The 14,189-nt window shown below is 67.2% G+C and carries 16 protein-coding genes; 8 read left to right on the top strand and 8 right to left on the bottom strand.

Annotated features, from left to right (window positions below):
- Positions 1-141: 141 nt before the first annotated feature.
- The 3 genes from HW466_RS05360 to HW466_RS05350 all read left to right on the top strand — a co-directional run bounded on the left by HW466_RS05360 (position 142) and on the right by HW466_RS05350 (position 1,206).
- On the top strand, positions 142-336 hold the full coding sequence (locus HW466_RS05360; RefSeq protein WP_044848494.1) for a YqaE/Pmp3 family membrane protein: 195 nt from the start codon (positions 142-144) through the stop codon (positions 334-336).
- Between the two features lie 118 nt (positions 337-454).
- Complete coding sequence (locus HW466_RS05355) at positions 455-718, top strand: hypothetical protein (protein ID WP_239005894.1); 264 nt, start codon at positions 455-457, stop codon at positions 716-718.
- 200 nt (positions 719-918) lie between these two features.
- Positions 919-1,206 (top strand): helix-turn-helix domain-containing protein, encoded by a 288-nt coding sequence (locus tag HW466_RS05350; RefSeq protein ID WP_059543406.1) that lies wholly within the window; start codon positions 919-921, stop codon positions 1,204-1,206.
- 48 nt (positions 1,207-1,254) lie between these two features.
- On the opposite strand, the gene HW466_RS05345 is transcribed toward HW466_RS05350, so the two are convergent.
- The 3 genes from HW466_RS05345 to HW466_RS05335 are packed head-to-tail and all read right to left on the bottom strand — an operon-like array spanning position 1,255 to position 3,864.
- The gene (locus HW466_RS05345) at positions 1,255-1,434 is read right to left on the bottom strand and encodes a hypothetical protein (protein WP_151005736.1); all 180 of its coding nucleotides are present in this window, start codon (positions 1,432-1,434) and stop codon (positions 1,255-1,257) included.
- Complete coding sequence (cydB, locus tag HW466_RS05340; protein WP_060108592.1) at positions 1,406-2,413, bottom strand: cytochrome d ubiquinol oxidase subunit II; 1,008 nt, start codon at positions 2,411-2,413, stop codon at positions 1,406-1,408. The genes HW466_RS05345 and cydB overlap by 29 nt, the downstream gene beginning before the upstream one ends.
- A 29-nt stretch (positions 2,414-2,442) precedes the next feature.
- On the bottom strand, positions 2,443-3,864 hold the full coding sequence (locus HW466_RS05335; RefSeq protein ID WP_059868706.1) for a cytochrome ubiquinol oxidase subunit I: 1,422 nt from the start codon (positions 3,862-3,864) through the stop codon (positions 2,443-2,445).
- 409 nt (positions 3,865-4,273) lie between these two features.
- On the opposite strand from HW466_RS05335, the gene ltaE reads away from it, so the two are divergent.
- Entirely contained in the window at positions 4,274-5,287 is a 1,014-nt protein-coding gene (gene ltaE / locus HW466_RS05330) for a low-specificity L-threonine aldolase (RefSeq protein WP_059868707.1), read from the top strand.
- A gap of 107 nt (positions 5,288-5,394) precedes the next feature.
- On the opposite strand, the gene HW466_RS05325 is transcribed toward ltaE, so the two are convergent.
- Both HW466_RS05325 and HW466_RS05320 read right to left on the bottom strand, forming a co-directional pair.
- On the bottom strand, positions 5,395-5,607 hold the full coding sequence (locus HW466_RS05325) for a DUF1059 domain-containing protein (protein ID WP_059501497.1): 213 nt from the start codon (positions 5,605-5,607) through the stop codon (positions 5,395-5,397).
- 167 nt (positions 5,608-5,774) lie between these two features.
- Positions 5,775-6,680, bottom strand: a complete 906-nt coding sequence (locus HW466_RS05320; protein WP_059448965.1) for an HTH-type transcriptional regulator ArgP — start codon at positions 6,678-6,680, stop codon at positions 5,775-5,777.
- Between the two features lie 234 nt (positions 6,681-6,914).
- Here HW466_RS05320 and HW466_RS05315 point away from each other — a divergent pair, with 234 nt between their 5' ends.
- Both HW466_RS05315 and HW466_RS05310 read left to right on the top strand, forming a co-directional pair.
- Entirely contained in the window at positions 6,915-7,985 is a 1,071-nt protein-coding gene (locus HW466_RS05315; protein ID WP_059868708.1) for an MBL fold metallo-hydrolase, read from the top strand.
- Between the two features lie 130 nt (positions 7,986-8,115).
- Entirely contained in the window at positions 8,116-8,775 is a 660-nt protein-coding gene (locus tag HW466_RS05310) for a glutathione S-transferase family protein (RefSeq protein WP_059772735.1), read from the top strand.
- A 136-nt stretch (positions 8,776-8,911) separates the two neighbouring features.
- Here the strand turns inward: HW466_RS05310 and HW466_RS05305 are convergent, their stop codons facing one another.
- The 3 genes from HW466_RS05305 to HW466_RS05295 all read right to left on the bottom strand — a co-directional run bounded on the left by HW466_RS05305 (position 8,912) and on the right by HW466_RS05295 (position 11,637).
- On the bottom strand, positions 8,912-9,607 hold the full coding sequence (locus tag HW466_RS05305) for a phosphatase PAP2 family protein (RefSeq protein ID WP_151006295.1): 696 nt from the start codon (positions 9,605-9,607) through the stop codon (positions 8,912-8,914).
- A 475-nt stretch (positions 9,608-10,082) separates the two neighbouring features.
- Positions 10,083-10,721: a 2-hydroxychromene-2-carboxylate isomerase gene (locus HW466_RS05300; protein ID WP_151006296.1), complete on the bottom strand. Its 639-nt coding sequence runs from the start codon at positions 10,719-10,721 to the stop codon at positions 10,083-10,085.
- Between the two features lie 133 nt (positions 10,722-10,854).
- The gene (locus HW466_RS05295; protein ID WP_059772738.1) at positions 10,855-11,637 is read right to left on the bottom strand and encodes an IclR family transcriptional regulator; all 783 of its coding nucleotides are present in this window, start codon (positions 11,635-11,637) and stop codon (positions 10,855-10,857) included.
- 213 nt (positions 11,638-11,850) lie between these two features.
- On the opposite strand from HW466_RS05295, the gene HW466_RS05290 reads away from it, so the two are divergent.
- Complete coding sequence (locus tag HW466_RS05290) at positions 11,851-12,837, top strand: hydroxymethylglutaryl-CoA lyase (protein ID WP_151006628.1); 987 nt, start codon at positions 11,851-11,853, stop codon at positions 12,835-12,837.
- The gene (locus HW466_RS05285; protein WP_174905521.1) at positions 12,834-14,129 is read left to right on the top strand and encodes a CaiB/BaiF CoA transferase family protein; all 1,296 of its coding nucleotides are present in this window, start codon (positions 12,834-12,836) and stop codon (positions 14,127-14,129) included. Before HW466_RS05290 ends, HW466_RS05285 begins: the two co-directional genes overlap by 4 nt.
- Positions 14,130-14,189: the final 60 nt, after the last annotated feature.

Genomic DNA, 14,189 nt, shown 5'->3' with positions numbered 1-14,189 from the left:
AAGGAGGCGGGAGCGGCGCGGGCGTTCAGCGCGCAGCGGCTGCTGCGTGCTTCGTGCACCTCGGCTTGAAATGGTCGGGAGACGCGCCATATTGACCGCGTGCGCTGTTCTTCAACGATGCAAAAAGAAAAAGGAAATCCGATGCGTCTGCTGCTTGCCCTCTTGCTGCCGTGGTTCCAGTTCTTCACGATCGGCCGCCCGATTGCCGGTGTCATCTGCCTGATCCTGCAGCTCACGATCATCGGCTGGCTGCCTGCCGCGATCTGGTCGGTATATGCGCTGAGCCAGTACAAGACCGATCGCAAGATCGAGGCGGCGTTGCGCGAGCGGCGGTAAGCGACGGCGTTTCAGTCCGCCACTGGATGGAGAGTTGAAGGACTCGCTTTCTATTTCGGCAGAAATTTATATAACTCACCTGTAATCGACTCCATGATTTATATAGACTTCTGCCGAAATGAGCGCCTCCTGCACAATCCAGCTGCATGCCGACGGTATTTGGCACGACGTCGGTGTCGTGACGCTCTTCGGCGAGTCTGAGGAGGGCTGGCGCAGTCGTGCCTACACGGGGTACGACGTCGAATGGGTTGTCCGGCATCAATTCGCCCGCGATGCGCACGCGATGGCATGCGGTTTCCCGGTCGATCTCGAGCCGTTGGTGACGCCCCACTGGCCTGCTTTCCTGATTGATTTGCTGCCGCAAGGCGTGCGGGCGAGCTAGGCGAAGGCGGGGGACGCGCATGCCGCGCTCGATCGCGACGCATTGCGAGTGCGGTTGCAGGCAATGGCGCCGAGCTTGCGGGAGATCGCGGATCAGGGCGTCGATCTCGGGCTGGAACCCGATGTGCACGCTTTCCTGAAACCAGGCATCGAGCGGCTTGCCCGCGAACTGGATGCGCTGCGCCAGGCGGAGGCGGCACGATGGACAAACGCTACAACGCGATGTCGCTTCCCGATCAGCTCGCGTTGCGTCGGCAAGCGATCGAGGACGTTCTTGCTCATCCCGAGTGGTCGCTGCGCGAATCAGTGCGTCATCTGAAGCAGACGATGCGGCTCACGAGCGCCGAGATGGCGAAGCTCGCCGGCGTGTCGACTAAGACGATTCAGGATATCGAGCAAGGCCGTAGCGACGGGACGGTCCAGACGATGAACCGCATATTCGGCATGCTTGGACTGAAGCTCGGCGTCGTGCGGCGGCCGCCGCAATGACGTACTCGGCGGGCGGCGCGGCAAGATCGGCCACCCGGCCGCCAGACTTCACTTCACCGCGAACAGCGTCAGATTCATGAAGATCTTGAACGCATAACCGAGCGTGACGGCGCCGAGCACGCCGCCGGCCCACAGGACGACGAACCACATCCAGCCGCGCATCCGCGGCCGCCGCGCGCCGGGCTCGCGCGCGGCGGAATCAGTGGTGGTAGTAATGCTGGTCTTCATGGCGCACCTTGCCTCGGAATACCCAGTAACCCATCGTCGTGTAGGCGATGATGATCGGGAGGATAACCGCTGCGCCGACCAGCGTGAAGGTCTGGCTCGAACGCGGTGCCGCGGCTTCCCAGATCGTCATCGTCTGCGGAATCGCATAAGGGAACATCGTGACGAGCAGGCCGACGTAGCCGAGCAGCACGAGTGCCAGCGCGAGCACGAACGGCGTCATGTCGTGCCGCTCGCGCACCGCGCGACGCATCCACACCGCGCACCCTGCGACCAGGAACGGCACCGGAAGCAGCCGCCAGAACAGCCCCGAATCGAACCAGCGTTGCGCGATGGCAGGATCCTGCAGCGGCGTCCACAGGCTGACGACCGCGATGAAGCCGAGCAGCACGACCGTCAGCGGCCACACGACGCGATGGAGGCGCCGCTGCAGGTCGCCTTCCGTTTTCGCGACGAGCCAGCAGCAGCCGAGCAGCGCGTACGTGACGATCAGGCCGAGGCCCGTCAGCAGGCTGAACGGCGTGAGCCAGTCGAATGCATCGCCCGCGAACACGCCATCCTTCACGTTGATGCCCTGCAGGAACGCGCCGAGCGCGATGCCCTGGAACAGCGTCGCACCGGCCGAGCCGCCGATGAACGCGAGATCCCACAGCTGCTTCGTGCGACGCGCCTTCGCGCGTATCTCGAACGACACGCCGCGGAAGATCAGGCACACCAGCATGAAGATCAGCGGCAGGTACAGCGCCGACAGCACCGTCGAGTAGACGATCGGGAACACGGCGAACAGCCCGGCGCCGCCGAGCACGAGCCATGTCTCGTTGCCGTCCCACACGGGCGCGACGGTGTTCATCATCAGGTCGCGCTCCTTCTCGTCGGGGAAGAACGGGAAGACGATGCCGATGCCGAGGTCGAAGCCGTCGAGCACGACGTACATGAAGAGCCCCAATGCGATGATCGCGGCCCAGATTACGGTGACGTCCATGGTTTTCTCGTTTGCGAAAGTAGGTGGGCTCAGACGGTTTCGATCAACTCGTCGACGGCCGACATCGGGCGGCGCGCGGTGTGATCGGGGCGCGTGTCGGGCTCGCCGCGTTGCGCGTCGCGCTCGACGTCGGGGAGCGCGGGGCCGGCCTTCATCAGCTTCAGCATGTAGTACACGCCGGTGCCGAACACGAGGAAGTACACGATCACGAACGTCATCATCGACAGGCTGACCTGCTGCACCGACAGCGGCGACACGGCCTGCGCGGTGCGCATCACGCCATAGACGACCCACGGCTGGCGGCCCGCTTCGGTCGTCACCCAGCCCGCGAGCAGCGACACGAAGCCGGTCGGGCCCATCACGAGCGCGAAGCGCTGGAACCACTTCGATTCGTACAGGCTGCCGCGTCGGCGCAGCAGCCACGCGAGCACGGCGAGGCCGATCATCGCGAAGCCGAGGCCGACCATGATCCGGAAGCTCCAGAACACGACCGTCGAATTCGGGCGGTCCTCGGGCGGGAAGTCCTTGAGCCCGCGGATCTCGCCGTCCCAGCTGTGCGTGAGGATCAGGCTGCCGAGGTGCGGCACCTTCACCGCGTAGCGCGTCGTCTCGGCCTGCATGTCCGGAATGCCGAACAGGTTGAGCGCCGTGCCGCCCTTTTCGGTCTCCCACAGCCCTTCGATCGCCGCGATCTTCGCCGGCTGGTGCCTCAGCGTGTTGATGCCGTGCTGGTCGCCGATCACGGCCTGCAGCGGCGCGAGCACCAGCAGCAGCCACAGCGCCATCGAGAACATCTTCTTCACGCCCTTGTCGCGACGGCCCTTCAGCAGATGCCATGCACCCGTCGCGGCCACGACCAGCGCGGCGACGATGAAGGCGGCGATCGCCATGTGGAACAGGCGGTACGGGAACGACGGGTTGAAGATGATCGCGAACCAGTCGGTCGGCACGACGCGGCCGTCGACGATTTCGAAACCCTGCGGCGTCTGCATCCAGCTGTTCGACGCGAGGATCCAGAACGTCGAGATCAGCGTGCCGATCGCAACCATCAGCGTCGCGCCGAAGTGCGCGCGCGGGCTGACGCGATTCCAGCCGAACAGCATGATGCCGAGGAAGCCGGCTTCGAGGAAGAACGCGGTCATCACCTCGTACATCAGCAGCGGCCCGGTGACGGCGCCGGCGAAGCTCGAGAAGCCCGACCAGTTCGTGCCGAACTGATAGCTCATCACCACGCCGGAGACGACGCCCATGCCGAACGCGACCGCGAAGATCTTCGACCAGAACAGGCAGAGGGTTTTGTAGTACTGCTTGCCGGTCTTCAGCCAGCGATATTCGAGCACGGCGATGAAGCTGGCGAGGCCGATGCTCAGCGCCGGGAAGACGATGTGAAAGGAGACGGTGAACGCGAATTGCAGGCGGGCCAGATCGAGGGCCGAAAGAGCGGTGTCCATACCAGTTGACCGAAGCTGACGATACCCGCCGGCGGGTGCCGGCGGACCCCGGCCGATGGGCATCGGGGTTGGCTGGAGTATGTGCCGCGATGTTGCGCCGCGAAATGCGCCAACTCGTCGCAGATGTCCAGCCCCGCGCGGGCGGTTTCGGGATAAATCGTTGATTCGTATCAAGATCGTGGCGCGCGCAGCGATGGCCGCGGCGCGGCGGTCTGACGCATGTGCGGCAATATGGCGCGTCGCATCATCGGAACGGCACCGGCGCGAAGTGGATCGCACCGCGCAGCTCGCACCCGGATCGCGCGGCGCGGTGCATCGGCAGGCGCCGCGCGAATTGCGTACACTCTGAGTCTCGTTTCGGCAGGGCCGGGCGCATCGGTTCCGGTCCGCGTTCACTCAGGGCACGAAGATGATCGATTTACGCAGCGATACCGTGACACGTCCGAGCCAGGCGATGCTGGCCGCGATGACTGCCGCCGAAGTCGGCGACGACGTTTGGGGCGACGACCCGACCGTGCTGCGCCTGCAGGCGGTCGCGGCCGAGCGGGCCGGCAAGGAAGCCGGCCTGTTCTTCCCGAGCGGCACGCAGAGCAACCTGGCCGCGCTGATGGCCCACTGCGAACGCGGCGACGAATACATCGTCGGGCAGCTCGCGCACACCTACAAGTACGAAGGCGGCGGCGCGGCCGTGCTCGGCAGCATCCAGCCGCAGCCGATCGAGAACGCGCCCGACGGCACGCTGCCGCTCGCGAAAGTCGCGGCGGCGATCAAGCCGATCGACAATCACTTCGCCCGCACGCGCCTGCTCGCGCTCGAAAACACGATCGGCGGTCAGGTGTTGCCCGAAGGCTATGTGCAGGAAGCCGTTGCGCTCGCGCGTAGCCGCGGGCTGGCCACGCACCTCGACGGCGCGCGCGTATGCAATGCGGCCGTGGCGTCCGGCCGTCCGATCGCGGAACTGTGCGCACCGTTCGATACCGTGTCGATCTGCTTTTCGAAAGGGCTCGGCGCGCCGGTCGGTTCGGTGCTGGTCGGCAATCGCGCGCTGATCGAGCGTGCGCAGCGCTGGCGCAAGGTGCTGGGCGGCGGGATGCGCCAGTCCGGCATTCTCGCGGCGGCCTGCCTGTATGCACTCGACCACAACGTCGAGCGGCTGGCCGACGATCACGCGAACGCCGCGCATCTCGCCGCGGGCCTCGCACGCATCGAGCCGGTGAAGGTGCTGTCGCACGCGACGAACATGGTCTTCGCGCGATTCCCCGAAGCCGATTGCGCGCCGCTCGAGGCGTGGCTCAAGGCGCGCGGAATCCTCACGCAGATGCTCTATGCGTCGCGCTTCGTCACGCATTGCGACGTGTCGCGCGCGGATATCGATACCTTCGTCGACGCGGTCGGCGCGTATTTCGCGCAACGGCGCGCGTAAGGCGGGATGCGCCGGCCGGCGGAGGTGCCGGCACGGCGTGAAGCGGAAGCGGGGAGGCGGCGCGGCGGTGCTGCAGCCCGTCCGTCGATGTCGGGCGTGCCGGCGGACTACGCTTGCCGAGGCATGTCGGCGGGCGGCGTGCCGTCGTGGAAGAGTGCTTTCAATTGCGTACGAAGTTCGGCGCTGTCGGTGTGCTGGTGCACCGAGACCGCATGTTGCACGGCGGCCTCCAGGAGTTCGTTGTCGGAGTCGGCGGAAATCGCGACCGAGCAATGCATCGCGCTGGGAAACTCGCGGCAATCGATATAGCGGCGGGACATGATGTTCTCCTCACGGGAAAGGGAACGGCCGGACTGGTTTGATCGGCCGCGCGGCGCGTTCGCGGGGCCGATGAAAAAAGTATAGGCGGCGCGGCGGTGTTGCTCGACGTTACGCGTACCGCACGGTGTGCCGTGCTGGCGACGTCAACGACGTCAGCGCCCGCCCGTCACGGCAGCGGTGCGAGCAGCCGGCGCGCCGCTTCGACTACCCGCGCGGACAGCGACGCCATCGTCGGCGATTGCACGGTCCATGCGTGCCAGTACAGCGCGATGTCGGTCGGATGCATCGGCGCGAGATCGACGAGCCCTTGCGCGTCGAGCGGCGCACCGCCGATCAGCGGCTCCGGCACCATCGCGTAGCCGAGCCCGTGCCGCACCGCCGCGAAATGCGCGTGCGTGCCGGGCACGTAGTGGCACGGGTACGCGCCTTCCGGCAACCCGAACTTCTCCTTGAGGAATGTCGACTGCAGCGTGTCGCGCCGCGAATACGCGATGACGGGTGCATGGCGCGCGCTCGTGCGGTTCAGGCCGCGCGGAAACCAGCGCACCACGAACGCGGCGGCCGCGAGCAATCGGTAGCGCATCGTGCCGAGCGGCGTCGCGACGCAGCCGCGCATCGGTTTCGGCTCGGTCGTTACGCAACCGACGGCCATCCCGCTTTCGAGCAACGCGAACGTATGATCCTGATCTTCGACGATCAGCTCGAACAGGATGCGCTCGCCCGCGAGCACCGAGGTCAGCGCGGGCAGGAACCAGGTGCCGAGGCTGTCGGAGTTCAGCGCGATCGTGACCGAGATCGGCGATTCGCGTTCGGCCGCGAGCGTGCTCTGCAGGTCGGCCTGCAGCAACGCGACGCGGCGCAGATGCTGCAGCACGCGCTGTCCGGCCACCGTCGGCCGGCACGGCCGCGTGCGCAGCACGAGCGGCGTGCCGAGGCTCGCCTCCAGCGCGCGCACCCGCTGCGTGACGGCGGACGCGGTCACGTGCAGGCGCACGGCGGCCTGCTCGAAGCTGCCGGTGTCGGCGACGGCCAGCAGCGCGGCGGCTTGCTTCGGATCGATCGTCATCGACATGTCGACGCAATTCCTGTGAACGTAAGACGAGAACAGGCGGTAGTGTAAGGCAGCGCATCCGGCGCTCGGGGCGCGACATGGCGTCCCGCCGCGTACGGCCATGCCGGCGATGCGCGCGTTTTGCGCTACGCTGTATGAACGTGCGCCCCCGCGCGCCGGCGATACACGCGGTGCGGGGCGTACGCCCGCACTCACCATTCGACCGACACGCCCAGCCGACGGAGCGACTTCGCGATGATCTTCCGGCAACTCTTCGACCCGCAATCGTCGACCTACACGTATCTGCTCGCCGACCACGCATCGCGCGACGCGGTGCTGATCGACCCGGTGTTCGAGCAGGTTCGCCGCGATGCGGCGCTTCTGGATGAACTCGGGCTGCGGCTCGTCGCGACCATCGATACGCACGTGCACGCCGATCACGTGACGGGCGCGTGGCTGCTGAAGCAGCGCACCGGCAGCGCGATCGCGATTTCGGCCGCGAGCGGCGCGCAGGGTGCCGACCGTTACCTGAACGACGGCGATCGCTGCACGTTCGGCACGCGCTACCTGACCGTGCGCGCGACGCCGGGCCACACGAGCGGCTGCATCAGCCTCGTGCTCGACGACGAATCGATGGCGTTTACCGGCGACTGCCTGCTGATTCGCGGCACCGGCCGCACCGATTTCCAGCAGGGCGACCCGCGCGCGCTGTATCGCGCGGTCCACGGCCGGCTCTTCACGCTGCCGGCCGCCTGCCTGCTGTACCCGGCGCACGACTATCGCGGATTGACGGTGACGAGCGTCGGCGAGGAGCGGCGCTTCAATCCGCGCCTGGGCGGCGATCTCAGCGAGGACGATTTCGCGGGCTACATGCGCAACCTCGGGCTCGCGCATCCACGCCAGATCGACGTCGCGGTGCCCGCGAACCTGCAGTGCGGCGTTGCCGCGAACGCGCCCGACGTGCAGGCGGCGCCCGACTGGGCACCGCTCGTCTACACGTTCGCCGGGTTCTGGGAAATCGATCCGCAGTGGCTCGAGGATCACCTGCCGGAAGTACAGGTGGTCGACGTGCGCGAGGCGGACGAATTCACCGGCCCGCTCGGCCACCTGCCCGGCGCGACGCCGATTCCGCTCGGCGAGCTGGCCGCGCGCACCGGCGAGCTCGCTGGCGACCGGCCGATCGTGACCGTGTGCCGTGCGGGCGGCCGCTCCGCGCAGGCGACCGTGATCCTGCGGAAGGCGGGTTTCGATGCCGTCGCGAACCTCGGCGGCGGGATGCTGCGCTGGCGCGGCGAGGGCCGCGTCGTGATGGATGGCCGGTCGTAGCGGCGCGGTAACGCACGACGCAGAAAAAATGTTCGGACCGATGTCGAATTGGCCGGGTGCCGTTCGTCGTCAAGGTATCCGATCACGTGGCGCAGCATGACGCGGCGCCGAAACCCCGAGAGACTACGCGATGACGCCCACGCTATACGCCCATCCCTTTTCCTCCTATTGCCAGAAGGTGCTGACCGCGCTGTACGAGAACGGCACGCCGTTCGCGTATCGCGTGCTTGCGCACGACGATCCGAAGCCGATGCAGGAGCTGGCCGCGCTGTGGCCGCTGAAGCGCTTCCCGGTGCTCGTCGACGCGGGCCGCACGGTGATCGAGGCGACGATCATCGTCGAGTATCTCGATCTCTACCATCCGGGCCCGGTGCGGCTGGTGCCCGACGACCGGCGCGCGGCGCTGGAAGTGCGGACGATGGATCGCTTCTTCGACAACTATGTCGCGACGCCGCAGCAGAAGGTCGTGTTCGATGCGCTGCGGCCGGTGCACGAGCGCGATGCGCGCGGCGTCGCCGATGCGCGCGCGATGCTCGAAACGTCGTACGCATGGCTGGACCGAACGATGGCCGATCGCGAATGGGCGGCCGGCGACCGCTTCAGCCTCGCCGACTGCGGCGCGGCGCCGTTCCTGTTCTACGCGGACTGGACACACCGGATCGATCCGTCGTTCGCGAACGTGATCGCGTATCGCAAGCGGCTGCTGGCGCGGCCGTCGTTCGCGCGTGCGGTCGACGAGGCGCGGCCGTATCGTGCGTTCTTCCCGCTGGGCGCGCCCGATCGCGACTGATGCGTGCGGTCGCGGTTGCCGACGCGGCGGCAATCTGACGGGTGGCGCGCGCCGCGCGCGATGTCGCCGCGCACGGCCGGCAGCGCGTGCCCGGGCGCCGTGACGACAGCAGTGGATGCATCGCGGTGCCGTCCCGTTACATCGTCGTGTGCTTGACCGACTGCGCGAGCGTCAGCAGTTCGTCGAACTGCGTGATCAGCTCGAAGCACAGCAGGAACGCGAGCGTATAGGCCGGCGCGGGGAAGCGCCGGATCGCCTCCAGCACCTGCGGCGCGAAGCGCGAACGGATCGCATCGCGCGTCAGCAGCCACGCGATCGCGATGCCGATCGCGGCACCGGCGATCAGGTCGGTCGGATAGTGATAGCCGAGATACGCGCGCGGCACGCAGATGAACACGACCGCATACAGCAGCGCGGCCACCCCGGCGCGGCGCGAGATGATGAAGATGCCCGTCGCGATCGCCATCCACAGCATCGCGTGATCGCTCGGAAACGAACTCCACGCCTGCAGCGTGGCCGCGCGCAGCTCCTCGGACGGGAAGTGCAGGTGGAGGTCCGGGTTGTAGATCGGTCGCACGCGGAACGTCAGGAGTTTCGCGAGCAGGCGGCCGAACGCGAGCGCGACGAGCCCGCTCGCGACCGTCGCGATGACGAGCTCGCGTTGCCGTTCGCGTCGCGGTCCCGGCTGGAACCACAGCCAGCACAGCACGGGGATGAGGATGAAGCCCTTGAACGTATAGAGGCCGGCGATCACGCGGATCGCGTGATTCATCAGCGGTCCGAAACTGATGTGGGTGAGAAAGACCTGGATCGTGGTGTCGAAATTGTTCATGTTCTGCGACCCTGACGGACACGCAGCACATGAGACGCGACCGGCAGGCATCAGGAAGCGCGCTTACACAGGAGCGCAATGGGGGCCAAGTATGTCACCGGTAATTTCGAAGAAAATGGAAAAAAATACCGGGATTCCCCTGAGAAAACGCGATTTTCCGATAGGGCCGGATTGGAAACGGCCGTGCGGCGCGCTCGGGCGATATCGTCTGACGGTTGCGCGCGCATTCATCGCGCATCGCGTGAAAATAATCGGTTGAACTGGATAATCCGGCGAGCCACGACGGACCTTGCATCGGATGATCGTATCGGCGTCGCGTGTCGCGTCTCGCGCTGATCTGGCGTGCTGAGCCGGGCCGCGCAGCAACGAACGAAAATCAAAAGAAAATGTGTGCACGCGCCGTGCGGGCCTGTCCGCTCCGCATGTGCAGGCAGCGCCCGCGCCAGGCGCTGCTCGTGCATGTCGTCGCGTGCCGTCAACCGCGCCGGATGCCTTCGGGCAACGCGCTGATGCGGCGCACTTCGGGCGAGTCGAGCCACGCGCGCGACGTCGCGCAGTCGACGAACATGTCGGTCGCGTCGTCGCCCCAGAACAGATCGCCGTCGAGCTCGAAGGTCGGCACGCCGAATATGCCGTGCGCGATCGCCTGATCGGTGTTCGCGCGCAGCGCATCCTTCACCGGTTGGGCATCGACGGCCGTCACGCCTTCCGGAAAGCCGACCGCGTCGCACAGCGCGGCGAAGCCGTCCGGCGTCGATACGTCGTGGCCGTCGCGCCAGATGTACCGGAAGATCCGCCGGATCGCGTCGGGCGAGTTGCCCATCGCGATCGCGAGACGCAGCGGCCGGATCGGATTGAACGGATGCGCGGGCGGCATCCGGAATGGAATGCCGAGCTTGTCCGCGCGGTATTGCGCGTGGCGATAGGTGAAGATGCGCTTCGCGGCGATCTCGGCCGGCGCTTTCTGGCCCCAGTGGGTGAGCAGCGCGCCGAGCACGATCGGTTTCGGCTCGTATGCGGCGACAGGCGGCAATTGGTCGAACCGTTCCTGCTGCAGATACGCGAACGGGGAAACGAAATCGAAATACCAGGTGGCGGTGCGCGCGGTGTTCATCGTGGGGTTTCCTTGCGTGTCCGGACGACAGTTGCATGCGCCGCACCGTTGGACGGCGCGGTGCATGCGTCGATGGGCAGTGTCGCATGAGGCCGCGTTTTGCGCTGCCCCACGGCCGGATGCGCGTGGCCGGCTATGGCTGGGCGGGCGCGCCCGGTATCGCGAATCGCGCGAGACTGTCGCGCACGGCTTGCGCATCGTAGCGCGCGCCCGCGCCACCCAGCGCGACCGTCGCCTTCTGCGCGAGCGGCAGCAGCATCGCGAGCGCCGCCGCCATGGCCGGCGCGGCGGCAAGCCGCGATATCGGACCCGACACCGTCAGCGCACCGACGCAGTCGCCGGCCGCGCCGAACACCGGCACCGACGCCGACGCGGTTTCCGGGTCGCGCTCGCCGTACGACGCGGCCCACAACTGCTCGCGTACGTCGTTCCAGCGCGCATCGTGCGGCTCGGTGAACGCGAGCAGCACCTTGCCGGATGCCCCCTGGTGAACCGGAAACTCCTCGCCGACGCGGATCGACACGCGCACCGTGCGTGCAGGTTCGACGCGAAAGAGCACCGAGCGCATGTCGCCATGGCGCACGTAGAACGATGCGGTCTCGCCAAGTTCGCGGCTCAGCGTCTCGAGCAGCGGCTCGACGACCGGGCCGACCCGGAACGAGCGCTGATACAGCGCGGCAAGCCGCAGCGGCTCGTGTCCGACCGCGTACTGGCCGTCGTCGAGCTTGCGCACGAAGCCGCCGTGCTCCAGCGCGGCGAGCAGGCGCAGGATCGTGCTCTTGTACAGCCCGGTGCGGCGCGACAGTTCCGCGAGCGTCAGCCGGTCATCGGTTTGCCCGAAAGCACGGAGGATCGCAAACGCGCGATCGAGGACGGCGACGCCGCTGCTGGACGCTTCGGCTGACGAGTCGGGCATTTCGTCGGTGGGATCTGCGGGAGTCGAGGTCGGGGGCACGGCTCGTTGTTCCTTTGAGTGACGGTCGATCGACTATATCGTTCTGTCTGATAGAACTCAAGTTCCAAAAAATCGCGATTTCGCGGGTATACCCCGCTTACAGCCGATTCGGCGCGTCACTAAAGTTCTGTCAAACAGAACGATGTTCTTTTGAATAGAACTATGAGGTGTCGAATGAGCGTTTCCGGGAATCCAAGGGTGCTGGTCAGCGAGGTCGGGCCGCGAGACGGCCTGCAGAGCATCAAGGCCGTGATGCAGACGGCCGACAAGTTGCGCTGGATCACCGCGCTCGCCGCGGCCGGCCTGCGCGAGATCGAGGTCGGGTCATTCGTGCCGGCGCGGCTGTTGCCGCAGATGGCCGACGTGCGGGCGGTCGTCGCGCATGCATTGACGATTCCCGGGCTGCATGTCGCCGCGCTCGCGCCAAACCTGCGTGGCGCCGAAAGCGCGTTCGAATCCGGGATCCACAAGTTGACGCTGCCGGTGTCGGTGACCGAAGCGCACTCGCTGGCGAACATCCGCAAGACGCCCGCGCAGATGATCGACGAGGTGCGCGCGATCGTCGCGCTGCGCGATGCGCGGTTTCCGTCGGTGCAGATCGAGGCCGGCGTGTCGGTCGCGTTCGGTTGCACGATCGCCGGCGCGGTCTCCGACGACGAAACGATCGCGATGGCGGCCGCGATGGCCGAATGCGGGGTCGACGAGATTGGTCTGTCCGATACGAGCGGCTACGCGAATCCGGCGCAGGTGCGCCGACTGTTCATGCGCCTGCGGCGCGAGGTCGGCGACAAGGCCGGCGGCGCGCACTTCCACAACACGCGCGGGCAGGGGCTCGCCAACGTCGTCGCGGCGCTCGACGCGGGCGTGACGACGATCGACGCGAGCCAGGGCGGTCTTGGCGGCTGCCCGTATGCGCCGGGCGCGACCGGCAACATCGTCACCGAGGATCTCGTGTTCCTGCTGGAGTCGATGGGATACGACACGGGCGTCGACGCCGATGCCCTGCTCGCCGCGCGCGCGATCCTGCACGCGACGCTGCCTGCCGAGCCGCTGTATGGCCATGTGCCGGATGCGGGGCTGCCGAAGGGGTTCCGCTACGCGGACGGCCGCGCGCCGACCGCGGCCCAGCCGGAAGGCTGCCTGACGGGAGTCGCGCAATGAACGATCGCCAACCGGCTTCGCCGTTGCCGTACGAAGGCGTGCGCGTGATCGAGATGACGCACATGGTGATGGGCCCGACCTGCGGCATGCTGCTCGCCGATCTCGGCGCGGAAGTCATCAAGATCGAGCCGATCGCCGGCGACAGCACGCGTGCGCTGCGCGGTTCCGGCGCGGGCTTCTTCGGGATGTTCAACCGCAACAAGAAGAGTCTCGCGGTCGACGTGAAGGATCCGCGCGGTCTGGAGATCGTGCGGCGGCTCGTTGCGACGGCGGACGTCTTCAACGAGAACTTCAAGAGCGGCACCATGGATCGGCTCGGTCTCGGTTACCAGGCGCTGTCCTCGCTGAATCCGCGCTTGGTGTACGTGTCGCACAAGGGTTTCCTGCCGGGGCCGTACGAACATCGCACCGCGCTCGATGAAGTGGTGCAGATGATGGGCGGTCTCGCCTACATGACGGGCCCCGAAGGCAGGCCCTTGCGCGCGGGCTCGAGCGTGAACGACATCATGGGCGGAATGTTCGGCGCGATCGGCGCGATGGCCGCACTCGCGCAGCGCGAACGCACCGGCCGCGGCCAGCAGGTGCAGAGCGCGCTGTTCGAGAACAACGTGTTGCTCGTTGCGCAGCACATGATGCAGTTCGCCGTGACGGGGCAGCCCGCATCGCCGATGCCGAGCCGCATTTCGGCATGGGCCGTCTACGACGTGTTCTCCGTCAAGGACAACGAACAGATTTTTCTCGCCGTGGTGTCCGACACGCAGTGGGCGCTGTTCTGCGACGCGTTCGGTTTTGCCGCACTGAAGGACGATGCGCGCCTCGCGACCAACAACCTGCGCGTGCAGGCGCGCGAGTGGCTGTTGCCCGACCTGCGCGCGCGGCTCGCCGTGCATTCGGCCGAGGAGATCGGCGCGATCTTCGAGTCGATCGGCCTGCCGTATGCGCCGATCACGAAGCCGCAGGATCTGTTCGACGATCCTCATCTGCTCGCGACGGGCGGCCTCGAAGCCGTGACGCTGCCGGCCGACGCGAGCAGCGCCGGCCGGCCGGTCGATACGCACACCGCGCTGCTGCCGCTCACGCTCGGGGGCGAGCGCTTGCGGCTGCGCGCGGCGCCGCCCGCGCTCGGTCAGGACACGTGCGTGCTGCTCGGCGAGCTTGGTTACACGCCGGACGAAGCACGGGCGCTGATCGAAGCCGGGGTCGTCGCCGGGCGGCACGGACAAGGTGCGGACGGCCAGCCGCCGGGCGCGCCGGTCGACACGCCGTCGCCCAACGAAGTGGCGAGCGCGTAGCGCGGCCAGGACCCATCGAACGACCAAGGCATCCCGCCCGCGATCGCGCGGGTGCGGACT

Origin of the sequence: Burkholderia territorii, assembly GCF_902833055.1 — a bacterium.
Taxonomy (GTDB): Bacteria; Pseudomonadota; Gammaproteobacteria; order Burkholderiales; family Burkholderiaceae; genus Burkholderia; species Burkholderia territorii.
This window is presented reverse-complemented; position numbering and strand designations above follow the sequence as displayed.